Source organism: Pseudomonas sp. R3-18-08 (genome assembly GCF_003852065.1).
GTDB lineage: Bacteria > Pseudomonadota > Gammaproteobacteria > Pseudomonadales > Pseudomonadaceae > Aquipseudomonas.
Map to the genome: position 1 here is coordinate 2619168 of NZ_CP027729.1, position 24545 is coordinate 2643712.

Consider the following 24545-nt stretch of genomic DNA (forward strand, 5'->3'; position numbering starts at 1 on the left):
GCGAACCGATGTTGACCAGGCCGCAACGCAAGCACGGGCCCAAGGCTGAAATGAACGTGGTGCCTTACATCGACGTGATGCTGGTGCTGCTGGTGATCTTCATGGTCACCGCGCCCATGCTGACCCAGGGTGTGAAGATCGAGTTGCCCAAGGTCGCCGCCGAGGCGCTGGCCACCGACACCCGCCAGCAGATCCTCACGCTGTCGGTGCAGGCGAACGGCGGTTACTACTGGAACCTGGGCGGCGAGCTCGACACCCGCAACCAGACCGACAGCGCCGTGAGCCTGGAAGAAATGGGCGCCAAGGTCATGCAGGTGGTGGCGGCGCGCAGCGACACCCAGGTGTATATCCGCGCGGACGACAACGCAGGGTACGGCCGCGTGGTGGCGGCCATGGCGGTGTTGCAGAAGGGCGGCGTCAGCAACCTGGGGCTGGTGACCGAGGCCCCGCAATGACGGCGATGATCATGCACAGCCCGACACAGGCGCGGGCGCCACACAGCGACGGGATGTGGCGCATCAGCCTGGCGGCAAGCCTCGCCGTGGCGTTGCATGTGGCGGTAGTGGCGGCATTGATGCTGGGCTGGTCGCCGGAGAAACCGGTGGTGGACGCGCCACGGGTGATGCATACGCAACTGGTGATGATGCCGGCGCCTGAGCCTGAGCCTGTAGCGCCCGTATTGCCTGAGCCGGTTGCGGTCCCGGTACCGCCCAAGCCGACGGTTGACCCGCAGATCCAGGCGCAGAAAATCGAGAAGGCCGCTCTGGCGCGCAAACGGGTCGAAGCGCAGAGAATCGAGCAGCAACAGCAGCGCCTGGCCACCGAGCAACGCAATCGGGAGCTGGAACAGCAACGCCTGAACCAGGAGCGTGTGGCTTCCGAGAAAGCCCAAGTTGCTGTACCGGTAACCACTCCGGCGTTCGACAGCCGCCAATATCAGCCCTTGAGCAAGGAAGCGCCGGACTACCCGGAGCGCGCACTGGACAAGAACATCGAAGGCGACTGTTCGGTGGAATACACCGTCAATACCCAGGGCCGCGTGGAAAATCCCAAGGTGCTGGACGGCTGTCATCCGTTGTTTATCCGGCCTTCGCTGGCGGCGGCGAATACCTTTCGCTATCAGCCCAGGGTCGTCGACGGCAAGCCAGTCGCTGTGCCGGCGGTGCGCAACACCTTCCACTACCGCATCAAATAATGGCTGACACCGAACCAATGTGGGAGGGGGCTTGCTCCCGATTGCTGAGTGTCAGCCACTGCATCTTTTACTGACCCACCGCTATCGGGAGCAAGCCCCCTCCCACAGTTGGTTTTGCATCAGGCGTTCGCTACGTTGGTTAACTCAAGGCCCGCCACATGGCGCTCCAGATTGGCCAGAAACGTATCGGCAATCTCATTGCGGCTATTGGTCGAAATCGCCGACGTATGCGGCGACAACCGCACCCTCGGATGGCTGTACAACGGATGCCCATCCGGCAACGGCTCCGGCTCGGTCACGTCCAGTGACGCGAGGCCGATCTGGCCGTTATCCAGCGCTTCCAACAATGCTTCCTGATCCAGCAACCCACCGCGCGCGATATTGATCAGGTGCAGCCCCGGCTTGGCGCTGCCCAGCACGTCACGGTTGATGATGTGCCGCGTGGCCTCGGTCAGCGGTGCTGCCACCACCAGGTGGTCGGCACGGGCGAACAGGTCGTGGATGTCCTTGGCGGTTTCTACACCCACGCCAAACGGTGCCAGGCTCTGCCGCAACGCGACGACATGGATGCCCAGGGCCAGGGCTTTCTGTGCCAGGCTTTGACCAATCGCGCCGAAGCCGAGGATGCCCAGGGTGGTGCCCTTGAGTGGGCGCAGGGCGGTGAATTGCCATTGCGCGTCTTTCACCCAAATGTCCGGCAAGTGCTTGGACGCGGCGAAGATCGCCGCCAGGGCGAACTCGGCGAGGTTGTCGGCGGCGCTGCCCCGTGAGGTGGTGACGGGAGGGCCGTTGAACAGCCAATGCGGGTAGAAGTCGATGCCCGATGACACCAGGTGCACCCATTGCGCGCCGTAGGGCCAGCCCGGTGGTGGCGTATCCGGTGCGGTGTAGCCGCGCACATTGATAGGGCGCAGCAGCAGGATATTCGCCTGGGGCGGCAGGTCGCTCGGCACGCCGGCGGGCACGCCGATCACCTGGGCGTGGGGGTGCCGCGTGGCCAGACGTGCGCGGATCACCTCGTTGTAGTCCTCGTCCAACTGGCTGGCAATAATCAGCTGACTCATGTGCGTTCCTTCTGGCGTTGGGCGAACACTGCTTTACCGACGCCTTGCAGCACAGCGTCGTTCTGCGGGGTGTGGACGCGACTGCACAGCACATCGCGGTAGTGCCGTTGCAGTGGGCTATGCCGTGACAGGCCGGGGTTGCCCGAGGCTTCGATGGCCAGCTCGACCGCACGGATAGCGTTGCCGGTCACCAGGTACTTCAATTGCGCCGCGTTGGCGGCCGGCGTGTGGCCGTCGGCGGCGGCATCGAGCAGGCTGCGGTTGGCAAACAGCAGGGTGTCGATATGGCCGACGGTTTCCTGGAAACGCGGCAAGGTGGACAGCGCCGCGCCGAGGTTCGACGGTTGGCGTTCTTCGAGCCAGTTCACCAGCCAGTCCCGCGCGGCCTGGGCCACGGCGTCGTACACCGAGGACAGCAACACCGACATCCACAGCAAGCCCTCGCCATCCAGCTCCGGCTGCGGCGCGCTGCGCGGGCTGACGCTGACGGCGTGGTCCAGCGGCACCAGCACGTTGTCGAGCACCACTTCATGGCTGCAGGTGGCGCGCATGCCCAGGTGATCCCAGGTGTCGATGATGCTCACGCCGGGGCTGTCCTTGGGCACCAGCCAGGCGCCCACCAGCGGGTCGGCATCGTCGCTGCGCGCCCACACGCTGAACCAGCTCAGGCCATGGCTGCCGGTGGAGTAGATTTTGCGCCCGCTGATACGCCAGCCCTCGGCGCTGCGTACCGCGGTCGTCGCCGGCAAGCCGCCACGGGCCGGTGTGCCCAGGTCGGGCTCGACGCGCAGGGCATTGATCAGCGCACCATGGCGCACCGCGTCTTCGCCGACGCGCACACGCAAGTGCCGGGGCCAGGTCTTGCTGTCCTGCAAGCGGCTGTGCTGCAGGTATTGCATCACCAGGATCAGCGCGGTGGAGGGCTCGCCCTTGGCAATCGCGCTGATGGCCTTGCGCGCCAGGGGCAGGCTGGCCCCGCCGCCGCCGAGGGCGCTGGGCACGGTGAGGGCGATCAGACCGTGCTCATGCAGCCGCTTGAAATTATCGTGGGGGAAGGCGCCGCTTTCATCGTGCAGGTGAGCGGTACTGGCCAGCTCGGCGCTGAGGCGTTCGAGCGTCGTGTCGAAATCGACCGCTTCCACAGCACGTAGGGACAATTGAGTCATGAGGATGTACTCGGTCAAAAATGTGGGAGGGGGCTTGCCCCCGATGGCGGCGTGTCAGGCGGCAGATTTATTGGCTGAACCACCGCTATCGGGGGCAAGCCCCCTCCCACAGGGGATTGTGATCAGGCCAGGGCTGTCTCAGGGGTTTCAACCGAGCTGTAGCGGTTGGCCGGTACGTCCAGGCCGAGGTTGTCGCGCAACGTCTGGCCGCTGTACTCGGTACGAAACAGCCCACGCTGCTGCAGCACCGGCACTACCAGCTCAGTGAAGTACTGCAAGCCATCGGGCAGCACCGAGTTGATGATGAAGCCATCGCTGGCTCCCTCTTCGAACCAGCGCTGGATCGCATCGGCGACCTGCTCCGGCGTGCCGACGAAGTCGCGCTTGGGCCGCGAGAACCGCAGCGCCACTTCGCGCAGGGTCAGGCCTTCGTCCCTGGCCAATTGCTTGATGCGTTCGGAGCCGCCTTTCTGGCTGTTGGCGCCCAGGTCGCCGAGTTCCGGGAACGGAGCGTCAAGCGGGTATTGGCTGAAGTCATGGTCGTTGAACGGACGGCCGAGGGCGACGATGGCATCTTCGACGGTGACCAATTCCACCGCCTGCTGATAACGGCTTTCCACTTCGGCGGCATCGCGCCCGACAATCGGCCGGATACCGGGCAGAATCGACAGGCTGTCGGGGTCACGCCCGAAGCCCTTGGCCCGGCGTTTCAAGTCGGCGGTATAGGCTTTGCCCTCGTCGACAGTCTCCACATGCACAAAGATCGCATCGGCATTCTGCGCGGCGAAGTTGCGCCCGTCTTCCGAGGTACCGGCCTGGAAAATCACCGGCTGGCCCTGGCGCGAACGCGCGATATTCAGCGGGCCCTTGACCGAGAAAAATTCGCCCTGGTGGTTAAGCGCATGCAACTTGTGCGGGGTGAAGAATTCGCCGCTGTGCTTGTTATAGGCAAAGGCGTCGTCTTCCCAAGAGTCCCACAGGCCCTTGACCACATTCAGGTGTTCCTTGGCGATGCGGTAGCGCACGGCGTGAGGCGGGTGTTCGGCTTTGCCGAAGTTATCGGCGGTGCCGCTCAGCCACGAAGTGACCACGTTCCAACCGGCGCGGCCACCGCTGATATGGTCCAGCGAGGCAAACTGGCGCGCCACCTGGTAGGGCTCGGTGTAGCTGACGGTCACGGTGGCAACCAGGCCGATGTGCGTGGTCAACGCGGCCAGGGCCGACAGGATGGTCAGCGGTTCAAACCGGTTGAGGTAGTGCGGGCTGGACTTGGCGTGGATATGCAGGCTGTCGGCGATGAACACGAAGTCGAACCGGGCGGCTTCGGCCAGTTCGGTCTGCTGTCTGTAAAAGCCGAAATTCGTGCTGGCGTTGGGTTGCGCCTGCGGGTGGCGCCATTCGCCCCAGCCGTGGCCGACACCGTGGACCATGGCCCCGAGTTTCAATTGACGTGGCTTGCTCATGTTCTGCTCCTTAGCGCGATGCTTGGGAATTGGGGGCACGCTGGGTGTTGAAGCTTTTGTCGAAGCCTTGCGACACGTCGATGCGCCGGCTCAACAGGCCTTCCTTCTGGTAGGTGTCGGCGGTGGCTTGCAGGCCGCTGATCACCGCGTCGTCAATCTGCACTGGCGACAGATGAGTGTCCTTGGCCACTTCGATATGCACCGCCAACGGCAGGCCGGTGATTTTGGCCTGGGCGGCGGCGTATTCGTCGGGGTGGTTGTTGGCCCAGGCGTAGGCCCGGTCGACGCGGGCGACAAAGTCATCCAGTTGCACGCGCTTGTCGGCAATGGCCTGGGCGGTGGCGGCGAAGTACAGGTGGTTGCTCAGCAGGTTCCTGCCGCTGACCAGCACACGGGCGTTGCTTTGTGAGGTGACCACGGTGGTGTAGGGGTCCCAGGTCGCCCAGGCATCGGCGGTGCCGTTATCCAGCACCAAGCGGGATTCGGCGGGCAGCAGGAAAATGAACTGCACATCCTTTGAGGTCAGGCCGGCGCTGGCCAGGGCCTTGATCGCCAGGTAATGGCCGATGGAGCCGCGCCCGGTGACGATTTTCTTGCCCTTGAGGTCGGCTGCGGTCTTGATCGGCGAATCCTGGGGCACCAGCAACGCGGTGGTGTTACGCCCTTCGGCGTGGATGATGCTGATCACTTTGAGCGACGCACCGGCACCGAGGGCGAACACATAGGGCGCATCGCCCAGGGCGCCGACATCCACCGCACCGGCATTCAGCGCTTCGCCCAGGGGTGAGGCCGAGGGGAATTCCGACCACTTGATCTCGTACGGCACGTTTTTAGTTTCGCCGGAGGCTTCCAGCAGCGCCTTGATCGTTGACTTCTGGTTGGCCACGCGCAGGGGTTGCAGGTCGGCGGCGTGGGCATTGGCAAGCAGGCCGAGCGCCAGGGCGCTGCCCAGCAGCAGGCGTGAGAGGGGGGTATTGAACAGCATGGGACAGACTCCAGGCGTTGGGTAAAGGAAGGTACCTCCGCCTGGAGAAGGGGTCGGATATCCGGGAACGGTGCAGCGGTGGATCAGATCACGTAGAAACCGTGGGTGCCGTCGCGGGCCAGTTGCTCGACCAGGCCGAATTCCCAATCCAGGTAGGCCTGCATGGCTTCCCGTGGATTATCGGTGCCTTCATAGGGGCGGCGATAGCGGTCGATACGTGGTGAGGCCAGGTGAGTTTCGCCTTCTTCCAGCGGCAGTTGCGCAGAGATCCAGGTGGCGGTGCCGCCCTCCAGCAGGAACACTTGTTTGCCGGTCAGGGCTTCGACTTCAGGCACCGCCAGGCGCGCCAATTGGCTGCTGCCGCAGGTCAATACGTAGCGCTGCGCGCTGGGCACCTTTGCCAGCGCCTGGGGCAGTTGCGCACGCAACGTCCACCAGGCACCGGGGATATGGCGCTTCACGTAATTGGCGCTGGCGGTGAAGTCCAGCACCACCGTGTCGCCATGTTCGAGCCAGTCGGCGAGGGTGTGCGCGCTGATCAGTTCGGCCTGGGGGGGCGCGGGCACCGGCGCGACCCAGGCGCCGTGTTCGCGCAAATGCGCGGCGTGCACCTCGTCGAGCACATAGACTTCCCAACCCAGTTGGGCGAGCCAGGAGGCCGACATATTGGCACGCACGCCGTCATCGTCCACCAGCACCAGGCGCGCGCCACGCACGCTGGCGACATGGTCGGTTTCCTGCACCAGTTGCCCGCCCGGTGTGGAGCGGGCGCCGGGCAGGTGGCCGGCCTCGAATTCTTCCGGGGTGCGGACATCGAACAGGTAGGTGGTGCGTGTCGCGTCCTGCTGCCAGCGTTGCAGATCATCGAGGATGGCACGGCCGACGCGGGCCTTGTCAGCCACGCCGCGGGCAGCTTGGGCGGCGATCTGGCGATGTTCCTCGCTGGTGGGCGCAAAGCGCCTTGCTTGACCATGGGCGAGTGTCTGCCCGGCCAGGGTCCAGCCGATGGTGCCGTTGCGCAGCGCCGACACCGGGTTGGCCACGCCGGCATTGATCAATGACTGGGTGCCGATAATGCTGCGGGTACGTCCGGCGCAGTTGACGATAATGCGCGTAGCCGGGTCCGGGGCCAGTTCACGGGCGCGCAGCACCAGTTCGGCGCCCGGCACGCTGATGCCGGTGGGGATGCTCATGGTCTGGTATTCATCGAAACGCCGGGCGTCGAGCACCACCACATCGGCCTGGCTGTCGAGCAGCGCCTGGACTTCCTCGGCCGCCAGGGACGGCGTGTGGCGCTGGCTTTCCACCAGTTCGCCAAAGGCCTTGCTCGGTACGTTGACGTCGATAAACAGCTCGCCACCGGCCTGGCGCCAACCCTCAAGCCCACCTTCCAGCAGGCTGACCTGGGTGTAACCCAGAGCAACCAGGCGTTCGGCGGCACGCTCGGCCAGACCTTCACCGTTGTCATACACCGTAACCTGGGTATCGCGGCGTGGAATGCGCGCATACACCTCCAGTTCCAGCTTGGACAGGGCAATGTTTGCGGCAAACAGCGGGTGGCCTTCGGCGAACGGCGCTTCCTCGCGCACGTCTACCAGGGCGACTTCCTCATGGTCCAACAGGGCCTGGCGAATCCGGGCGTAGCTGCGGGTCGATACGGTGCTCATAGGGCAGGGCTCTTTTCTTTGGACAGGTCCCAGATATTCGGGAGGTAGGCGTTGGAATAACCGGAGATAAACAGCTTCTCGCTGCCGTCGGGTTGATACACCGCCCGACGCACCGCGCCGATGTTGGCGCCGTACACATGAATGCTGATGGACACCTGGTCGTCGTGGGCATTGCTGACTTGATGGATATCACCGATCTTGGGCGACACCGCTTCGACCTGGCCCGGCAGCAGTTGCACCGGCGTGCCTTCGGCAACCAGCGCGCCATCGGGCGACCGGGCAAAACCCTGGGAAAATTCCGCGCCGCGCAACATGCCGATCAGCCCCCACACCCGATGATCATGAATCGGCGTGCGTTGACCCGGCCCCCACACAAAGCTGACGATGCTGAAACGCTGGCGCGAATCGGCATGCAGCAGAAATTGCTGATAACGCTCGGGGTCGGGTTGGGCGAATTCGTCGGGGAGCCAGTCATCATGGCTGACCAGTTGCGCCAGCAGCTTGCCGCCACGGTGCAGCAGGTCACCCTCGCGCGGGTTGCCGTCGATCAGCTCGGCCAAGGCGCCGATGAAGGCGCGTAATCTCTCGGGGTGTCGGGCCTGGCTCATGAACATTCCATTCGCGGTAGTTGATGGGCTTATCTAAGCATAATGTTTGTGGTTAATATGCTATTTTTTAATGATTAGCTTATAGCTGTAAGTAATTTGGAGTCGTCCTGTATAGCGTTAGACGTTATTGATCACAGCACGGGCTATCCAGACCGAGTGACGCCAACTATGCTTGGCGCACATCTTAATGACTGTTCTCTATGTGCGGCCCAAATGAAAATTGACGATATCGATGCCTTTGTCGAAGTGATTCGTTGCCAGTCCATCAGCCATGCCGCCGAGTCGTTGCAGTTGACCCAGCCGGCCATCACCCGCCGTGTGCAGAACTTCGAGCAGGCGCTGGGGGTTGAGCTGTTCGATCGCAACACCAAACCGCTCAAGCCTACGCTGATCGGCACCCGGGTGTATGAGCAGTGCCGCTCGATCCTGCGCGAGATGGACGCGCTGCGCGAGCTGGTTGCCACCGACGCACCGCCCAGCGGCGTGCTGCGCCTGGGGGTGCCGCAGACCATCGGCGACGTGGTGCTGCTCGATGCGCTCAAGCACCTGCGCAGCGAGTACGCCGACCTGCGCGCCCAGGTGGCGACCGGCTGGGGCAGCCAGTTGGTCGGCAAGATCGAGCGCGGCGAGTTGGATGCGGCGGTGGTGTTATTCCCGGCGGGCAAGATTTTTCCGGACAACATCGTCGGGGAGTCCATCGGCAAAATGGACTTGGTGGTGGTGTGCGCCACGGCGCAACTGCCGAAAAAGCCGTGCAAGCTGGCCGACGTGTACCAGTACGGTTGGATCCTCAACCCGGACGGCTGCGGCTTCCGTGCCGGTCTGCAACGTACCTTGTCGGACCAGGGCCTGGCCTTGCGGGTCAACCTGGAAACCTTCGGCACCGAGTTGCAATTGGGGCTGGTGGCGGATGGGCTGGGCCTGGGCCTGGTGCCGCGCCCGTTGCTTGCGCGCAGTGCCCATCGCGAGCAACTGGCGGTGATGCCGTTGAAGGACTTCAAGCCGGTGATGGATTTATGGCTGATCTATCCGCACTTTCTTGGCAACCTGCAAGGGCCGGTGGATGCGTTTGGCCAATGGGTGGCGAACTCCCTGCACAAGATCCGCAAGGCTGCCTGAACCTCTGTGGGAGGGGGCTTGCTCCCGATGGCGGAGTTTCAGTTAACGATGATTTGACTGATCTACCGCTATCGGGGGCAAGCCCCCTCCCACATTTGTTATGTGTAGTTGCCGAGAATTTTATAAAAATTAATAATAATTAGCTTAGATTAAAATGTGCTTTTTATTATTTTTGCGCATCGCCTAGGCTGGCCTGGAAGTCTTTAAGGCCATCCAGGAAGTTTTGCCATGAGCAGCGTCACCTCGTTATCGAGCGTTTCCAGTACCGTCCGCCAACGCGTCACGCCAGAGGAATGGGAGGTGCGCGTCAAACTGGCCGCCGCCTATCGACTGGCGGCCTTGTACAACTGGACCGACCATATCTACACGCATTTCTCCGCCCGTGTGCCAGGCCCTGAGGAACATTTCCTGATCAATGCGTTCGGCCTGCTGTTCGATGAAATCAGCGCCTCTAACCTGGTCAAGGTCGACCTCGACGGCACCTTGGTCGATGACCCCACTGGCCTTGGCATCAACTACGCCGGCTACGTAATCCACAGTGCCATCCATGGCGCGCGCCACGACCTGCAGGCGGTGCTGCACACCCATACCCGCGACGGTATTGCGGTATCCGCGCAGAAGGACGGGTTGTTACCGATCTCCCAGCATTCCATCGCGTTTTCCGGACGCGTGGCCTATCACGGCTACGAAGGCGTGGCCCTGGACCTGGACGAACGCGAGCGGCTGGTGGCGGACCTGGGCGACAAGAGCGTGATGATCCTGCGCAACCATGGGCTGTTGACCGCAGGCATCAGCGTGGAGCATGCATTCCAGCAGTTGCAGGGGCTTGAGCGCGCTTGCAACATCCAGATTGCGGCGCAGGCAGCCGGAAATGCGGAACTGGTATTTCCACCGGCTGAAGTGGTGGCCAGGGTCGAGCAGCAGGCCAAAGTCTTCAGCAGCGGCGAAGGGCCTGGGGTAACGCGCCATTGGAATGCGTTGATCCGGAAGTTGGAGCGTAGCGATACCGACTACAAGAATTGAATCATCGCTGGTCTGGATGCAGCAGGGGGCAAGCCCCCTGCGCATTGAGCGGGGTTACTCAGCCCGGTTGTGCTGGAGCTGCTGCTTGGCCAGCTTCACCACATTTTCCTTAGTGAACCCGTACTTTTCCTGCAACTTCGCCAGCGGCGCCGACGCGCCAAAGCTGTTCATCACCACTTTGGCGCCGGTCTGCCCGACGTAGCGGTCCCAGCCCAACGGGCCGGCCTGTTCCACCACCACGCGCGCCTTCACCGCCGGCGGTAACACGCTGTCGCGGTAGGCCTGGTCCTGGTCTTCGAACAGCTCCCAGCTGGGCATCGACACTACCTGCGCGGCAATGCCTTCGTCCGTGAGTTGTTCGTAGGCGGCGACCGCCAGGCTGACTTCACTGCCCGTGGCGATCAGGATCACTTCAGGCTTGTCTGCGCCGGCCAGCACGTAGGCGCCTTTGGCCGCACCGGAGCCGGCGGCATAGCGGCTGCGATCCAGGGTTGGCAGCGGTTGGCGCGACAACACCACGCAGCTTGGCCGATCGGTCTGCGCCAGCGCGACCTTCCACAATTCCAGGGTTTCATTCGCGTCCCCTGGGCGCAGGGTCAGCAGGCCTGGGGTGGCGCGCAGTTGGGTCAGGTGTTCGATGGGTTGGTGGGTAGGGCCGTCTTCACCGACGCCGATCGAGTCATGGGTAAACACGAAGACCACCGGCAACTCCATGATCGCCGCCAGGCGGATCGGCGGTTTCATGTAGTCGCTGAACACCAGGAACGTCGAGGTGTACGGCCGCAGGTAGGACAGCGCCATGCCGTTGGCAATTGCGCCCATGGCGTGCTCGCGAATGCCGAAGTGCAGGTTGCGCCCGCTGTAGTCATCGGCGCTGAAACGGCCGGCGCCGTCGAAGGTGAGGTTGGTCTTGGTCGAGGGCGACAGATCCGCCGAGCCGCCGAGCAGCCAGGGGATCTGTTGGGCGAAGGCGTTCAGCACCTCGCCTCCCGATGCCCGGCTGGCGACACCCTTGGCATCGGTCGCAAAGCGCGGCAGGTCGGCCTGCCAGTGCTCGGGCATTTCTCCGGCGCGCATGCGCTGCAGTTCATCGGCGCGTTGCGGGTCGAGGGATGACAAGGTCTGGTTCCACTCGGCATACAGCGGTTCGGCACGCTCATGCAGTGCGTCGCGCAACGTGGTGCGTGCCTCATCGGGCACCAGGAAACTGGAATCCTCTGGCCAGCCATACGCGGCTTTAGTCAGGCGGATTTCATCCTCGCCCAACGGCTCGCCATGGGCGGCAGCGGTGTTGTGTTTGTGCGGCGAACCGTAGCCGATCACGCTGTCGACCACGATCAGGGTCGGCGCGCCGGTATTGGCCTTGAAGGTTTCCAGCGCCACGCTCAGGGCCTGCAGGTCATTGGCATCGGTGACGTGCACGGTGTGCCAGCCATACGCCTGGAAACGCTTGATCACATCTTCAGTGAAGGCCAGTTCGGTGTGGCCCTCGATGCTGATGGTGTTGTTGTCGTAGATCCAGCACAGGTTATCCAGCCGCAGATGCCCGGCCATCGACGCCGCTTCGCTGCTGATGCCTTCCATCATGTCGCCGTCACCGCACAGGGTGTAGACGTCGTAGTCGAACAGCATCTGGCCGTCGCGGTTGAACCGCTGGGCCAGCCACCGCTCGGCCATCGCCATGCCCACGCTGTTGGCGCAGCCCTGTCCCAACGGGCCGGTGGTGGTTTCCACCCCGGTGGTCATGCGGTACTCGGGGTGGCCCGGGGTTTTGGAGCCCATTTGCCGGAACTGCTTGATATCGTCCAGGCTGACCGCCGGTTGCCCCGAGCGCTTGCCGTGGGCATCGATTTCCACCACACCGGCCAGGTGCAGCAGCGAGTAGAGCAGCATCGACGCATGCCCCACCGACAACACAAAGCGGTCACGGTTGGGCCAGTCGGGATGTTCCGGGTGGTAGCGCAGGAAGCGACTCCACAACGTGTAGCCCACCGGCGCCAGGCCCATGGGCGTGCCGGGGTGGCCCGAGTTGGCCTTCTGCACGGCATCCATGGCCAGGGTGCGGATGGTGTTGATGCATTGCGTGTCGGCAGCAGTGGCAGTGTGATTCATAAAACCGGTCTCCCTCGGGTGGCGATCTACAGTGGAGGGCAGGCCACGGCAAAGGTTTGATCCCATCGCCGAGGTTACGACGAACGGGGAGGGTTTGACCTGGAACATGACAAGACCCCTGGGAATGGGCTAGCTTCAAGGGGTAGGCCATTGATCAACTTGTGGAGGTACGCCATGCCAGTGAAACACGACCTGTATCAGGACTTGGGGATGAGCAAGGAAGCTGTTCACGAACGCAGGGCGAGTGACAAGCGTCTGGACTCGTTGCTCACGCAATACGACGCTGCCGATGGGGAGGTGCTGAAGGCGGAATCCGCAAGTGCCAGCGATGAGGATGTGGAAAAACTGAAGAAGAAACGGCTGTTGATCAAAGATGAGATTGTCGCAAAGTTGAGTTAAGCAAAACTCCAACCCGTGGCGAGGGAGCAAGCTCCCTCACCACAACCCGTGCCCCATTCGAATGTGCATATTTTTTTATACCAGCAGCGTGCTCATGCACTGGTCCACGGAACGCTGCTGCGTCTCGCCATACAGCTGCAACTCGTCAATCGTGCTGCGGCCCAGCGCCTGCTCGAACTCGGCCTTGTTCGAATTGGCCGCGTAGTGACTCTGCGCCGCATCGCCCAGGTTCGACTGAAAAATCCCCGCCGCGCTGACCGGCAGGAAATCCTCGTACACCAGCGGTTCAACCTTCACATGCCCCGCGCTGATCAGTCCCTCCAGTGTGCGCGGTTGGTCGGACTTGCCGCGGGCTGCCAGGCCTTTTTCAGTGGGGAAATAGCGGAAGTACGCCAAGCCTTGTTCACGCATTTGCGCGTGATCATCCGGGAATGCCTGGAAGTGTTGCTCCATCAATTGTTCATAACGCTTGGCGTTGGACTCGTTGGGGAAAGCGCCCAGTTCATCGCGGGCGGCATTCAGCAGTTGGTCGTACAGGGCGCGCCCCTTGGGGGTGAGCGCGACGCCGCGTTGTTCGATTTCGCCGAAGCGTGCGCTGTGGCTGCCCTGGGCATCGGTAAAGCCAATGGGCTCGTCGAGGGCCTTGAAGCTGGTCTGGCGCAGCAGGATCGGGCACTTGCGCCGAGGTGGGCCTTCGATCACGGCTTTGGGGGTGATGCCGTGGCCGGGCATGGCTGCCTGCACCTGGTCGATGTCCAGGGTGCGCGGGGTGAGGTGATTGATGTGCGGGCCTCTGAAGGCCACCACGTCGGCGATCAGGCGATGCTGGTCGCTGAGCTGCCGATACTGCGCGGCCGTGACGGTGGCAGTGGGGTGCCAGCGGAACGTCTCCAGCGCCTGGCGAATGAACTCCTCGGCGTCAGAGGCTCCAAGGCCGCCGTGTTTTTCCGCCTGTTCGATCAGCGCCAGGGCGCCTGGGGTGAAGATCGAGCGCTTGGCCAGGGCGGTTTCGGCAAAGCTGCGCAGCGCCGGGCTTTCGATCAGCTCCAGGCGCAGCAGCGAGGTGAACACGCGAAACGGGCTGGTTTGCAGCGACTGTTCGTGGACAGCGCGAAAGGCCGTGGAATGGACCGGCACGCCAGCCGGGGTCAGGTCGTAATAGCCCACCGGTTGCATGCCCATGACCGCGAACAGACGGCTGATGGTCGCCAGCTCCGCAGCGGTGCCCAGGCGGATCGCACCGTGGCGCTCCATGTCCAGACGCTCGACCTCGCCGGTACGTTGCAGGTGCTCGGCCAGGCCCGGGTTGCTCTCCAGCACCTGTGCGTTGGTTTGAGCCACCAGGGTCATCAGCGCGCCGTACAACGGCACTTCATCCCTGTACATATCGGACATCGCCCGGGAAAAGCCCTTACGGATCTCGTCGGGGCTGACATGTGCGGTACCTGGCATAGAAAAATTCCTGAAGGCTGAGGCGAGGTGTGTGGCTTTCCCTGGATTTTGTTGGGCCCAAGAGGCGCGTGCAAACGAAGTTTCCTCTGGACTTCATTCTGCAAATGAATGAGGTGACGCCCCTGTGCAGTCTTCATGTGCATCCGGGCGGCATTGGGTTCTACACTGCTGCTCATCAGACCGGCGATGGAGGACTCAATGACGGCCGCACCCACACTCACACCTACACACCGACTGCTCGACACCCTCGAAGGTCAACGCCTGGCGACGGAGCATGCAGAAAGCTGGCGCGAGTGGGGGCCGTACCTGAGTGAACGCCAATGGGGCACCGTACGCGAGGACTACAGCGCCGACGGCGACGCCTGGGCCTATTTTCCCCATGAACATGCCCGCAGCCGCGCCTACCGGTGGGGCGAGGATGGCTTGGCGGGTTTCAGCGACAAGGCGCAACGCTGGTGCCTGGGCCTGGCGCTGTGGAACGAACGCGACGCGATCCTCAAGGAGCGTCTGTTCGGCCTCGACAACGCCGAGGGCAACCACGGTGAAGACGTCAAGGAACTGTACTTTTTCGTCGATGGCGTGCCGAGCCATGCCTACATGCGCATGCTCTACAAATACCCCCATGGAGCGTTTCCCTACGCCGATCTGATCGCCGAAAACGCCCGCCGTGGGCTGGCTGACGCTGAGTATGAAATCCTCGATACCGGCGTGTTTGACGACAACCGTTACTGCGACGTCAGCGTTGAGTACGCCAAGCATCAACCCGACGATATTTTCATGCGCATCACCGTGCACAACCGTGCCGAGCAACCCACGCGTCTGCAGGTATTGCCCCAGCTGTGGGCGCGCAATGACTGGAGCTGGACCTTCGGCGCCCCCAAGCCCGGCTTGACCCTGGACAGTGACCGCGTGCGAGCGCGTCATCATGAGCTGGGCGACCGCCATCTCAGCGCCTGGGGCCAGGACGGCATGGAATGGTTGTTTTGTGAAAACCAGACCAATGTCTCCAAGCTGGGTGGGCCGGCGGCGCCGGGGCCGTTCAAGGACGGTATCAACGATTACGTGGTCGGCGGTGTGCAAGGCGCGATTCGCCGGGATACGGGCACCAAGGTGGCGGCGCGGTTCGTCCTGGAACTGGCGGGTCAGGAGCGCAAAGTCCTGTACCTGCGCTTTGCCCCTGTGGACGCGCCCGAGGTCAACGCGCGCAAGCTGTTCGAGCGCCGCCGCCGGGAGGCCGACGATTTCTACGCGGCGCTGCAACAGGGCATCGCCGACGACGATGCACGCAATGTGCAGCGTCAGGCCCTGGCCGGGTTGTTGTGGTCCAAGCAGTTGTACTATTTCGACGTGAACCAGTGGCTCGACGGCGACCCGGCCCAGCCCGCGCCACCGCCCGAGCGCCTGCATCTGCGCAATACCCATTGGCGGCACCTGTCCAATTTCGACATTCTCTCCATGCCCGACACCTGGGAATACCCGTGGTACGCCTCGTGGGACCAGGGATTTCAGGCGGTGGCGATGGCGCTGATCGATCCGGGCTACGCCAAGCAACAGCTGTTATTGCTGGTGAAGGACCGTTTCATGCACCCCAATGGCCAGTTGCCGGCCTATGAGTGGCGCTTCGACGATGCCAACCCGCCCGTGCATGCCTGGGCCAGCTGGCGCGTGTATCAGCAGGACAAGGCGCTGACCGGTGTGGGCGACCTGGACTTTCTGGAGCGAATTTTCCACAAACTGCTGCTGAATTTTTCCTGGTGGGTCAACCGCAAGGACGCCGAGGGCCGCAACCTGTTCCAGGGCGGCTTTCTCGGGCTGGACAATATCGCCCTGTTCGACCGCTCTGCCGCGCTGCCGCCGGGCTATCAGCTGGACCAGGCGGATGGTACGGCGTGGGTGGCCGCCTATGCGCTGGACCTGATGCGCATCGCCCTGGAGCTCGCCAAGCGCAATGGCGTGTACGTGGATATCGCGGTGAAGTTCTTCGAGCACTTCCTGTATATCGCCGGCGCCATCAACCGTGTCGACGATAGCGCCGACGGGCTGTGGGACGAGCAGGATCGGTTTTTCTACGACGTGCTGCATCGCCCCGATGGCGAGAGCGAACCGGTGCGTCTGCGTTCTATTGTCGGGCTGATGCCGTTGTTCGCGGTGCTGGTGCTGGAGCAGCGCGAGCATGAAGGCCTGACGGGCTTGCGCGAGCGGCTGTTGGGCTTCATGCACCATCGGCCGGACCTGGCCAGGCTGGTATCGCGTTGGAACGAACCGGGGCAGGGCAATCGGCTGCTACTGGCATTGCTGCGCGGCGAGCGCACCAAGGATTTGCTGCGGCGCATGCTGGATGACGATGAGTTCTTGTCGGCGTTTGGCGTGCGCTCCTTGTCCAAAGCCTTCGCCGAGCAGCCCCTGGCCCTGAAGATGAATGGCGACACTCTGTGCGCCAGTTACCAGCCCGGCGAATCCGATTCACGTTTGTACGGTGGCAACTCCAATTGGCGCGGGCCGTTGTGGATGCCGGTCAACTACATGCTGATTGAGTCGCTGCGCGAATTTCATCGCTATTACGCGGATAACTTTTCGGTGGAGTACCCCAAGGGCAGCGGTTATCTGTCATCCCTGGAGGAAGTGGCCGACAGCCTCAGTCAGCGCCTGACCGGGTTGTTTCTAAGGGACGAAAATGGCCTGCGCCCGTCGATGGCGGCGTATGCGCAGTTGGAGGCGGACCCGCTCAGCCGTGACCTGGTGTTGTTCCATGAGTATTTTCATGGGGAGACCGGCAGGGGGTTGGGGGCGTCGCACCAGACGGGGTGGAGTGCGCTGGTGGCGTTGTTGCTGCAACCTAAAACTTAACGTGGGAGGGGGCTTGCTCCCGATAGCGGTGTCTCAGCCAGCTCACCTGTCACTGATACACCGCTATCGGGAGCAAGCCCCCTCCCACACTGGATCTTTATCAGACTCAGATTGCCCTGGAATCAGGAAGGAAACAGCTCGCTCAGCTTCATGGCCAGCATCATGTCGCCTTCGGTGCGCAGTTTGCCGCCCATGAAGGCCTGCATGCCGTCGGTGGAGCCGTCGACGATGCCTTCCAGGGTTTCGCTGTCCATGACCAGGGTCACTTGGGCGTCCGGGTTTTCACCTTCCTGCAGTTCGCAGGTCTTGTCTTTGACCACCAGCGAAAAGTTCTTGGTGTCGTCGATACGGAAACCGAATACCAGGTCCAGGCCTTCGGCAGCGGCTGGGTTGAATTTGGCTTTCATTGCTTCTACGGCTTTAGCTACGTCAGTCATGGTTTCGATCCTTTAGGGTAGAGTCCAGTGACCTTGGGGTCACGGTTGGCCGCACTTCATCGGAAAGTGATGAACTGCGGCGCCTTCAACAGCTGCAAGTGGGTATGACTGTTGAAGGAAGCCAGCGCCACCTCGCGACCACGGAATTTCAGTTGGTTGAGCGAGGTGTTGACAATTTGCCAGTTCAGTTCGAATGCCTGGGCGGCCGGCATCCGGGTAATCAGGTGGAGCAGGGCGGTGATGGTGCCGCCGGAGGTAAATACCGCGATTCTCTGCGAGTTGTCGGCCGCTTCAAGGATGCGCTGCAAGCCGCCCTGGACACGCTCGACAAACCCCAGCCAGCTTTCCAGCCCCGGCGGGTCGTAGGTGCCGGCCAGCCAGCGTTCGATGATCAGGGCGAAGATGCGCTGGAATTCGCTGCGGTTCTGCGCACCATTGCGCAGGATGTGCACGGCGTCGGGTTCGGCGCCGAGCAGGTCGGGGAGCAGGCCGCGAATAATCGCCTCGCCGTCGAATTCGTTGAACGCGCTGTCGATTTCCAGCGGCGGAACCGGCAGGCCGAGGGCGCTGTATTGATCGAACGTGGCGGTGGCGGTGTGCTGCTGGCGGCGCAGGTCACCCGACAGGCAGCGATCGAACCTCAGCCCCAGGTCGGCCAGGTGGCGACCGAGTACCTGGGCTTGTTCCACGCCGACGGGCGACAAGACGTCATAGTCGTCTGCACCGAAGGAGGCCTGGCCATGTCGAATCAGATAGATGCTGCCCACGTCCGTTTTCCCGGTACGTTGAAAGTCTGGCGAGGTTATGAGGATGCCCGCGAGCTGTCAATGAAAAAACATACGCTTGTTTTAAAAGCCTGTTAGAGGTGCGCTGGTGGCGGTTTGGGCACTGGTCCGCGGGCATTGGCGCCGGTATGCTGGGCCATCCGCGCCTGGCGCAGTGCATTCTTAAGGAGACATATGGATTTTTTGGCCGAATATGCGAGCTTTCTGGCGAAGACCGTAACCCTGGTGGTCGCTATTCTGGTGGTGCTGATCAGCTTCGCGGCGCTGCGCAGCAAAGGGCGTCGCAAATCCGCTGGCCAGTTGCAGGTCAGCAAGCTGAACGATTTCTACAAGGGCTTGCGCGAGCGCCTGGAATCGAGCCTGCTCGACAAGGACCAGCTCAAGGCCCTGCGCAAATCCGAAAGCAAAGCCGAAAAAAAGCAGGGCAAGAAGAAGCCCGAGCCTAAGCCGCGGGTATTCGTGCTGGATTTCGACGGTGACATCAAGGCCTCCGCCACCGAAAGCCTGCGCCATGAAATCACCGCACTGCTGAGCCTGGCCACGCCCAAGGACGAAGTGGTGCTGCGCCTGGAAAGCGGCGGCGGCATGGTGCACAGCTACGGCCTGGCCTCTTCCCAATTGGCGCGTATTCGCCAGGCAGGCGTGCCATTGACCGTGTGCATCGACAAGGTCGCGGCCAGCGGCGGCTATATGATGGCGTGCATCGGCGAGAAGATCATCAGCGCCCCGTTCGCGATCCTCGGTTCCATCGGCGTGGTCGCCCAGTTGCCCAACGTCAACCGCCTGCTGAAAAAGCATGATATCGACTTCGAAGTGCTCACCGCCGGCGAATACAAACGCACGCTGACGGTGTTTGGCGAGAACACCGAGAAGGGGCGCGAGAAATTCCAGGAAGACCTGGACATCACGCATCAATTGTTCAAGAACTTCGTCTCGCGTTATCGCCCGCAGTTGGCGATTGACGAGGTAGCCACCGGAGAAGTGTGGCTGGGTGTCGCCGCCCTCGACAAGCAACTGGTCGACGAGCTGCAGACCAGCGACGAATACCTGGCCACCAAGGCCAAGACCGCCGAGGTGTTCCACCTGCACTATGCCGAGCGTAAAAGCCTGCAGGAGCGGGTAGGGCTGGCGGCCAGCGGTTCGGTGGACCGGGTGCTGCTGACTTGGTGGAGCCGGCTGACTCAGCAGCGGTTCTGGTAATCCACTACCAACTCGATCGCTCCCACGCTCTGCGTGGGCGCGCATCCCGTGACGCTCTGCGTCACCCTCGCGCAGGCGGGACGCGGAGCGTCCAGGGCTGTATTCCCAGGCGGAGCGTGTGAACGATCACCGGTCAGGCCAAGCGAGGCTGGATGGAATCTGCCAGCCGCGTGAGGATCAGGCAGCACGACACCGCCCCAGCATCCAGCGCCCCGAGCGAGCGTTCACCTAGGCGGCTGGCCCGGCCGATCTTCGCCACCAGGTCCCTGGTCGAATCACGCCCCTGGGAAGCAGCGCTTTTCATCGTCTCCAGCGCGGCGTAGAACGAAGCCCCATCGGCATGCGCTCGTTCAAAGGCTTGCACCGCCGGAATCAGGGTGTCCATCAAACACTTGTCACCCACACCCGCCTCGGTAATGTCCTGCAACGACGTCAGGCCGCCGCGCAGCAAACGGGCGAAGGTGGGGGCGTCGATGTGTTCACTGCCGCGCACTTCGTCGGCCATGCCGATAAACAGGCTGCCATACAACGGGCCCATCGAGCCGCCGATGCCCTCCATCAGGCTCAGGGTCAGTTCGTCCAGGGCTGCCGCCAGGGTCAGTTGGCGACCTTCAAGCGCGCGCCCACAATGGGCGAAGCCCTTGGCCATGTTGATGCCGTGGTCACCGTCGCCAATCGCACCGTCGATTTCGCTGAGGTAGTCACGGTTGGCCACGATCACGCTGACCAGGTCGGCGACGATGGCGCTGCCGTCGTGGCTGGAAAAATGCTCACTCATGGTTCACTCCGCCTGGGTCATGCCGATGGAACGGCAGGGTTGGTCGATCAGGGTTTTCAGCTCCGCGTCCAGGCCGAGCAGGGTCAGGGTCACGCCCATCATTTCCAGGGAGGTGAAGTAGTTGCCGACATAGCAGCGGTGAATCTTCAAACCCTTGGCCGTGAGCTGGCGTTCCACCTCGGCATAGAACACGTACAGCTCCATCACCGGCGTGGCGCCGAGACCGGAGACCAGCACCACCACGCTGTCGTCCTGGCTGAAGTCGCGGTCTGCGAGGATGGGGGCGAGCATGCGCTCGGCCATGGCGGCGGCGGACTCGATGGGGATCACTTCGATGCCCGGTTCGCCGTGATGGCCGATGCCCAGCTCCATCTGGCCGTCGGGGATCTGGAAGTTCGGCTTGCCCACTGCGGCGATGGTGCACGGCGTGAGGCCGATGCCGATCGAGCGACAGTGGTCGACGGCTTTTTGCGCGACGCGAATCACACCGTCCAGGTCGTAATGCTGGGCGGCGGCGGCTCCGCCGATTTTCCACATGAAGATTTCCCCGGCCACCCCGCGACGCTTGGCGATATCCGCCTGGGGTGCGGAGGCGACGTCGTCGTTGGCGACCACGGTGCGAATACGCATGTCTTTGCTGGCGGCCATTTTCATCGCCAGCTTCACGTTCATGTTGTCACCCGCGTAGTTGCCGTACAGGCAGGCCACGCCCGCGCCATGGTCGGCGGCGCGGAAGGCGTCGAAAAAACTCTTGGCGGTGGGCGAGGAAAAAATCTCACCGACCGCCACCGCATCCACCAGGCCCGGGCCGACGTAGCCGAGAAAGGCCGGTTCATGCCCGGAGCCACCGCCGGTGACGATGCCGACACGGCCCTGGGCCGAGGGCTTGGCCTTGACGATGACCCGTGGGTTGGCTTCGTACTGGCGCAGTTCAGGGTGCGCGACCAGGACGCCGCGCAGCATGTCTTCGACCACTTGGTCCGGATCGTTGATGACTCGATTCATAACGTGGGTTCCTGTTTTTGTTCTGTTGGTTCGCAGTTGTTCAGTGTGGGAGGGGGCTTGCTCCCGATAGCGGTGTGTCAGCCAACTGATTTGTCACTGTTGCACAGCCATCGGGGGCAAGCCCCCTCCCACATTTGGATTTGTGGTGTGCTTAGGGCTCAAGTACCACCTTCAGCGACTTGTCACCACGCTCCATCACCGCAAACGCTTCCTTGAAATCCGCCAGCGCAAACTTATGGGTTACCACATCGCGCATGTCGATCTTGCGGCTGCCGATAAAGTCGATGGCGCGCGGGTACATATACGGCCCCAGGTGCGAGCCGAGAATATCCAGCTCCTTGCGGTCGCCGATGATCGACCAATCCACCGTGGCTTCATCATTGAACACGCTGAATTCAACGAAACGCCCCAATTTGCGCAGCATCGCCAGGCCCTGGTTCACTGCCTTGTGGTGGCCGGTGGCTTCGATATAGATGTCGCAGCCGTAGCCATCGGTGATCGCGCGGATTTTCGCCAGCACATCGACTTCGGCCGGGTTCCATACTTCGTCGGCGCCCATGCGCAGGGCCAGGGCGGCGCGTTCGGGTTTCATGTCCAGCACGATGAGCTTTTTCGGGTTGCGCAGACGCACCGCGCCGATGATGCCCAGGCCCAGGGTGCCGGCGCCGGCGACCACGACGATGTCGTCGTGGTCGACATTGGCGCGTTCCGCCGCGTGCAGCGAGCACGCCAGGGGTTCGATCAGGATCGCTTCATCCGGGGCGATGGATTCCGGCACCTTATGGACGATGCCTTCCTTGGTGAAAATCATGTACTGGGCCATGGCGCCCTGCACATTGTTCTGGAAGCCGTAGAGGTCGTGCTTCTGGCACATCCAGTATTGGCCGTGGTTGCAGAACCGGCAGCCCCAGCACGGCACGATCTGCTCGGAAATCACCCGCTCACCGACTGCCACGCCGCGTTTTTCCGCGCCAGGGCCGAGGGCAACCACGCGGCACACAAATTCATGCCCGGGGATCATCGGCGGTTTCACGTAGCGCGGCTGCTCGGCATCGCCCCAGAACGACGGCGCGCCGCGATAGGTCTTGATGTCGCCCATGCAGATGCCGCACAGCTCGACCTTGGTGAGAATTTCATCAGGCCCCGGTGTGGGCACGTCGACAGTTTCCAGGCGATAGTCTTCCGGGCCATGGCACACCACGGCCTGCATGGTTTTCGGGATGACTGGAGCGAGTTGTTCAGCACTGCGTTCGGTAACGGTGGACATGACAAAACCTCACGACATAAAGATGAATTACTGAATGCTGTAGCCGCCATCGATCAGCATGTTCGCGCCGGTGATCATCTGCGCGGCATCGCTGAGCAGGTAGAGTGCCAGCCCGGCGATCTCCTCGGGCTGGGCAAATCGTCCCGCCGGGATCTGCGTTTTGGCCCGTTCGCCCACGGCGCCGGCCCAGGCTTTCTTGCCCAGGGCGGTCTCGACAATGGTGGGGGAGATGGCGTTGACGTTGATCTGCGGCGCCCATTCCATGGCCAATACCTTGGTCATGCCGACAATGGCGGCCTTGCTCGCGCAGTAGGCGACGTGGCGGTCCAGGCCGATCACGGCAGCCTGGGAGGCGAGGTTGACGATGCGCCCGCTGCCCTGGGCCAGCATGTGGCGGGCACAGGCCTGGGCCACGAAAAAGCTGGCCTTGAGGTTGATATCCAGGGTGGTGTCCCAGGCGCTTTCGCTGACCTCGACGGCCTTGTCCAGCAACACCACGCCGGCGCTGTTGACCAGGTAATCCAGGCGTTGGAAGTGTTCGAAAACCTGATCGATAGTGGGTTGTATCTGGCCGATCTGGCTGAGGTCGATGGCAATGCCCAGGTGCCCGGCACCGAGGCGGGCGGCCACCTCGACCACTGCCGGGTCGCGGTCCAGCAGCGCCACGCGTGCACCGCGTTCCACCAGCAGGCTGGCGCAGGCCAGGCCGATGCCGGCGGCGCCCCCGGTGATCACGGCGCAACGGCCGCTGAGGTCGAAGGCTTGGTTCCAGAAACCTGACATGAATGACTCCTCTTTCAATAACGCTGGAGATCCAATGTGGGAGGGGGCTTGCTCCCGATGGCGGTGTAACAGTGATAAATCAAGCAACTGACACACCGCTATCGGGAGCAAGCCCCCTCCCACAGTTGACTGCATTTCAAGTCAATAACTACTTACCGCCACTGACCTGCTTGTACAGCGCATCGGCATTGGCATTCGTCACCGGCACCCATGGCAGGATGTAGTTCTTGGCCGTGCCATCCCCCCATTTCACGTCGTTGCCGTAGCGCGCCCAGATCACCGATTGCGGCTTGTAGTCCTTGCCGGCCAAGGCGCGCAACGCCACGTCCAGCGCACCCTGGGACTGGGCCTGGGCATCCTGGAGGAAGGTGGTGACTTCGTCTTTTTTCGCCGCCTGGATCGCATCCGGCATGCCGTCGATGGAGGTGACGGGCACGTCCTTGGAAGTCAGCCCATGGGACTTCAACGCCTGTACCGCACCGAGGGCCATGTCGTCGTTCTGGGCGATGACACCGTTGATGCCTTTGGGGTGGGCGTTCAGCCAGTCTTCGGTGAGGGTCAGCGCCTGGGCGCGGTCCCAGTTGGCGGTTTTTTTCTCGATGATCTTGATGTCCGGGTGTTTGCCCAGCACTTCCAGTTCGCCCTTTTCCCGGTCGATCTGTGCCGACTGGCCAATCGGGCCCTGGATGATCACCACGTTGCCCTTGCCGTTGAGCTTGTCGACCATGGCCTGGGCCTGCAGGCGGCCGCCTTCGACATCGTCGTTACCCACATACGGCACATTGGCATCGGCTACTTTCGTATTGGAGGCGATGACCACCACGTCGTTGCTCATGGCGGCTTTCACCGTGCCGACGCCGGCCTTGGTATCGATGGGTACAAACAGGATGGCGTCGTAGCGCTGGGTCACCATGTTTTCGATCTGGTTGTTCTGCGTCAGCGCGTCGTAGTTGCCGTCGAACACGGTCAATTGCACGGTGCCGTCCTTGACCGCAGGGTGTTCCTTGAGCTCGCGGACCCAGTTCTGCATGAACTGGCCCTTGAGGCCGTAGACGGCGGCGCCGATCTTGTAGGTCTTGCCATCGGCGGCCAGGGCGATACTGCTGGCCAGCAGGGTAAAGGTCGCCGCAGCGGCCAAGGTGGTACCCAGTTTCATAAGTAGAACTCCGGTTATTGTTGTGGGTCGTTCT

The 24545-nt window shown here is 62.6% G+C and carries 22 protein-coding genes; 7 read left to right on the top strand and 15 right to left on the bottom strand.

What is annotated here, in order from left to right; translation table 11 throughout:
* The first annotated feature begins 8 nt into the window (after positions 1-8).
* Both tolR and C4J92_RS12005 read left to right on the top strand, forming a co-directional pair.
* On the top strand, positions 9-455 hold the full coding sequence (gene tolR / locus C4J92_RS12000; RefSeq protein ID WP_124403977.1) for a protein TolR: 447 nt from the start codon (positions 9-11) through the stop codon (positions 453-455).
* Entirely contained in the window at positions 452-1195 is a 744-nt protein-coding gene (locus tag C4J92_RS12005) for an energy transducer TonB (protein ID WP_124403978.1), read from the top strand. Before tolR ends, C4J92_RS12005 begins: the two co-directional genes overlap by 4 nt.
* Positions 1196-1314: 119 nt before the next feature.
* On the opposite strand, the gene C4J92_RS12010 is transcribed toward C4J92_RS12005, so the two are convergent.
* From C4J92_RS12010 to C4J92_RS12035, 6 genes are all read right to left on the bottom strand, one after another.
* Complete coding sequence (locus tag C4J92_RS12010; protein ID WP_124403979.1) at positions 1315-2259, bottom strand: D-isomer specific 2-hydroxyacid dehydrogenase family protein; 945 nt, start codon at positions 2257-2259, stop codon at positions 1315-1317.
* The gene (locus tag C4J92_RS12015; protein WP_124403980.1) at positions 2256-3425 is read right to left on the bottom strand and encodes an acyl-CoA dehydrogenase family protein; all 1170 of its coding nucleotides are present in this window, start codon (positions 3423-3425) and stop codon (positions 2256-2258) included. The genes C4J92_RS12010 and C4J92_RS12015 overlap by 4 nt, the downstream gene beginning before the upstream one ends.
* Before the next feature lie 122 nt (positions 3426-3547).
* Positions 3548-4888: an LLM class flavin-dependent oxidoreductase gene (locus C4J92_RS12020; RefSeq protein WP_124403981.1), complete on the bottom strand. Its 1341-nt coding sequence runs from the start codon at positions 4886-4888 to the stop codon at positions 3548-3550.
* Between the two features lie 10 nt (positions 4889-4898).
* Positions 4899-5873, bottom strand: a complete 975-nt coding sequence (locus tag C4J92_RS12025) for an ABC transporter substrate-binding protein (protein ID WP_124403982.1) — start codon at positions 5871-5873, stop codon at positions 4899-4901.
* A gap of 83 nt (positions 5874-5956) precedes the next feature.
* Positions 5957-7540, bottom strand: coding sequence for a rhodanese homology domain-containing protein (locus C4J92_RS12030; RefSeq protein ID WP_124403983.1), 1584 nt, complete (start codon positions 7538-7540; stop codon positions 5957-5959).
* Entirely contained in the window at positions 7537-8148 is a 612-nt protein-coding gene (locus C4J92_RS12035; RefSeq protein ID WP_124403984.1) for a cysteine dioxygenase, read from the bottom strand. The genes C4J92_RS12030 and C4J92_RS12035 overlap by 4 nt, the downstream gene beginning before the upstream one ends.
* 213 nt (positions 8149-8361) lie before the next feature.
* Here C4J92_RS12035 and C4J92_RS12040 point away from each other — a divergent pair, with 213 nt between their 5' ends.
* Both C4J92_RS12040 and C4J92_RS12045 read left to right on the top strand, forming a co-directional pair.
* On the top strand, positions 8362-9267 hold the full coding sequence (locus tag C4J92_RS12040) for a LysR family transcriptional regulator (protein ID WP_124403985.1): 906 nt from the start codon (positions 8362-8364) through the stop codon (positions 9265-9267).
* A 228-nt stretch (positions 9268-9495) separates the two neighbouring features.
* Complete coding sequence (locus C4J92_RS12045; protein WP_124403986.1) at positions 9496-10290, top strand: class II aldolase/adducin family protein; 795 nt, start codon at positions 9496-9498, stop codon at positions 10288-10290.
* A gap of 54 nt (positions 10291-10344) precedes the next feature.
* Here the strand turns inward: C4J92_RS12045 and tkt are convergent, their stop codons facing one another.
* Complete coding sequence (gene tkt / locus C4J92_RS12050) at positions 10345-12402, bottom strand: transketolase (RefSeq protein ID WP_124403987.1); 2058 nt, start codon at positions 12400-12402, stop codon at positions 10345-10347.
* A 174-nt stretch (positions 12403-12576) separates the two neighbouring features.
* Between tkt and C4J92_RS12055 the strand changes: the two genes are divergently transcribed.
* Positions 12577-12801 (top strand): DUF465 domain-containing protein, encoded by a 225-nt coding sequence (locus C4J92_RS12055; RefSeq protein WP_124403988.1) that lies wholly within the window; start codon positions 12577-12579, stop codon positions 12799-12801.
* A 75-nt stretch (positions 12802-12876) separates the two neighbouring features.
* On the opposite strand, the gene C4J92_RS12060 is transcribed toward C4J92_RS12055, so the two are convergent.
* Positions 12877-14253 carry a VOC family protein gene (locus C4J92_RS12060; protein WP_124403989.1) on the bottom strand — a complete coding sequence of 459 codons (1377 nt, stop codon included), beginning with the start codon at positions 14251-14253 and terminating at the stop codon, positions 12877-12879.
* Positions 14254-14439: 186 nt separating this feature from the next.
* Here C4J92_RS12060 and C4J92_RS12065 point away from each other — a divergent pair, with 186 nt between their 5' ends.
* Positions 14440-17100: a glucosidase gene (locus tag C4J92_RS12065; RefSeq protein ID WP_124403990.1), complete on the top strand. Its 2661-nt coding sequence runs from the start codon at positions 14440-14442 to the stop codon at positions 17098-17100.
* A 122-nt stretch (positions 17101-17222) separates the two neighbouring features.
* On the opposite strand, the gene C4J92_RS12070 is transcribed toward C4J92_RS12065, so the two are convergent.
* Both C4J92_RS12070 and C4J92_RS12075 read right to left on the bottom strand, forming a co-directional pair.
* Complete coding sequence (locus C4J92_RS12070) at positions 17223-17537, bottom strand: SCP2 sterol-binding domain-containing protein (RefSeq protein WP_124362592.1); 315 nt, start codon at positions 17535-17537, stop codon at positions 17223-17225.
* A 56-nt stretch (positions 17538-17593) separates the two neighbouring features.
* Entirely contained in the window at positions 17594-18304 is a 711-nt protein-coding gene (locus tag C4J92_RS12075) for a histidine phosphatase family protein (protein ID WP_124403991.1), read from the bottom strand.
* Between the two features lie 192 nt (positions 18305-18496).
* Between C4J92_RS12075 and sohB the strand changes: the two genes are divergently transcribed.
* Positions 18497-19522, top strand: coding sequence for a protease SohB (gene sohB, locus C4J92_RS12080; RefSeq protein WP_124403992.1), 1026 nt, complete (start codon positions 18497-18499; stop codon positions 19520-19522).
* A 133-nt stretch (positions 19523-19655) separates the two neighbouring features.
* Here sohB and dhaL read toward each other — a convergent pair whose 3' ends face one another.
* The 5 genes from dhaL to C4J92_RS12105 form a co-directional block, all read right to left on the bottom strand.
* A complete protein-coding gene (gene dhaL / locus C4J92_RS12085) occupies positions 19656-20300 on the bottom strand; it encodes a dihydroxyacetone kinase subunit DhaL (protein ID WP_124403993.1) in 645 nt (214 codons plus the stop codon).
* A 3-nt stretch (positions 20301-20303) separates the two neighbouring features.
* Positions 20304-21305 carry a dihydroxyacetone kinase subunit DhaK gene (locus C4J92_RS12090; RefSeq protein ID WP_124403994.1) on the bottom strand — a complete coding sequence of 334 codons (1002 nt, stop codon included), beginning with the start codon at positions 21303-21305 and terminating at the stop codon, positions 20304-20306.
* Positions 21306-21456: 151 nt separating this feature from the next.
* Positions 21457-22572: a zinc-binding dehydrogenase gene (locus tag C4J92_RS12095; protein ID WP_124403995.1), complete on the bottom strand. Its 1116-nt coding sequence runs from the start codon at positions 22570-22572 to the stop codon at positions 21457-21459.
* A 27-nt stretch (positions 22573-22599) separates the two neighbouring features.
* Positions 22600-23355, bottom strand: coding sequence for an SDR family oxidoreductase (locus tag C4J92_RS12100; protein WP_124403996.1), 756 nt, complete (start codon positions 23353-23355; stop codon positions 22600-22602).
* Positions 23356-23503: 148 nt separating this feature from the next.
* On the bottom strand, positions 23504-24511 hold the full coding sequence (locus C4J92_RS12105; protein ID WP_124366823.1) for a substrate-binding domain-containing protein: 1008 nt from the start codon (positions 24509-24511) through the stop codon (positions 23504-23506).
* Between the last annotated feature and the right edge of the window lie 34 nt (positions 24512-24545).

What these genes read in the sequence shown, in the direction of transcription:
- tolR (WP_124403977.1), top strand. Translation starts at nt 9, where the DNA reads ATGTTGACCAGGCCGCAACGCAAGCACGGGCCCAAGGCTGAAATGAAC.
- C4J92_RS12005 (WP_124403978.1), top strand. Translation starts at nt 452, where the DNA reads ATGACGGCGATGATCATGCACAGCCCGACACAGGCGCGGGCGCCACAC.
- C4J92_RS12010 (WP_124403979.1), bottom strand. Translation starts at nt 2,259, where the DNA reads ATGAGTCAGCTGATTATTGCCAGCCAGTTGGACGAGGACTACAACGAG.
- C4J92_RS12015 (WP_124403980.1), bottom strand. Translation starts at nt 3,425, where the DNA reads ATGACTCAATTGTCCCTACGTGCTGTGGAAGCGGTCGATTTCGACACG.
- C4J92_RS12020 (WP_124403981.1), bottom strand. Translation starts at nt 4,888, where the DNA reads ATGAGCAAGCCACGTCAATTGAAACTCGGGGCCATGGTCCACGGTGTC.
- C4J92_RS12025 (WP_124403982.1), bottom strand. Translation starts at nt 5,873, where the DNA reads ATGCTGTTCAATACCCCCCTCTCACGCCTGCTGCTGGGCAGCGCCCTG.
- C4J92_RS12030 (WP_124403983.1), bottom strand. Translation starts at nt 7,540, where the DNA reads ATGAGCACCGTATCGACCCGCAGCTACGCCCGGATTCGCCAGGCCCTG.
- C4J92_RS12035 (WP_124403984.1), bottom strand. Translation starts at nt 8,148, where the DNA reads ATGAGCCAGGCCCGACACCCCGAGAGATTACGCGCCTTCATCGGCGCC.
- C4J92_RS12040 (WP_124403985.1), top strand. Translation starts at nt 8,362, where the DNA reads ATGAAAATTGACGATATCGATGCCTTTGTCGAAGTGATTCGTTGCCAG.
- C4J92_RS12045 (WP_124403986.1), top strand. Translation starts at nt 9,496, where the DNA reads ATGAGCAGCGTCACCTCGTTATCGAGCGTTTCCAGTACCGTCCGCCAA.
- tkt (WP_124403987.1), bottom strand. Translation starts at nt 12,402, where the DNA reads ATGAATCACACTGCCACTGCTGCCGACACGCAATGCATCAACACCATC.
- C4J92_RS12055 (WP_124403988.1), top strand. Translation starts at nt 12,577, where the DNA reads ATGCCAGTGAAACACGACCTGTATCAGGACTTGGGGATGAGCAAGGAA.
- C4J92_RS12060 (WP_124403989.1), bottom strand. Translation starts at nt 14,253, where the DNA reads ATGCCAGGTACCGCACATGTCAGCCCCGACGAGATCCGTAAGGGCTTT.
- C4J92_RS12065 (WP_124403990.1), top strand. Translation starts at nt 14,440, where the DNA reads ATGGAGGACTCAATGACGGCCGCACCCACACTCACACCTACACACCGA.
- C4J92_RS12070 (WP_124362592.1), bottom strand. Translation starts at nt 17,537, where the DNA reads ATGACTGACGTAGCTAAAGCCGTAGAAGCAATGAAAGCCAAATTCAAC.
- sohB (WP_124403992.1), top strand. Translation starts at nt 18,497, where the DNA reads ATGGATTTTTTGGCCGAATATGCGAGCTTTCTGGCGAAGACCGTAACC.
- dhaL (WP_124403993.1), bottom strand. Translation starts at nt 20,300, where the DNA reads ATGAGTGAGCATTTTTCCAGCCACGACGGCAGCGCCATCGTCGCCGAC.
- C4J92_RS12090 (WP_124403994.1), bottom strand. Translation starts at nt 21,305, where the DNA reads ATGAATCGAGTCATCAACGATCCGGACCAAGTGGTCGAAGACATGCTG.
- C4J92_RS12095 (WP_124403995.1), bottom strand. Translation starts at nt 22,572, where the DNA reads ATGTCCACCGTTACCGAACGCAGTGCTGAACAACTCGCTCCAGTCATC.
- C4J92_RS12100 (WP_124403996.1), bottom strand. Translation starts at nt 23,355, where the DNA reads ATGTCAGGTTTCTGGAACCAAGCCTTCGACCTCAGCGGCCGTTGCGCC.
- C4J92_RS12105 (WP_124366823.1), bottom strand. Translation starts at nt 24,511, where the DNA reads ATGAAACTGGGTACCACCTTGGCCGCTGCGGCGACCTTTACCCTGCTG.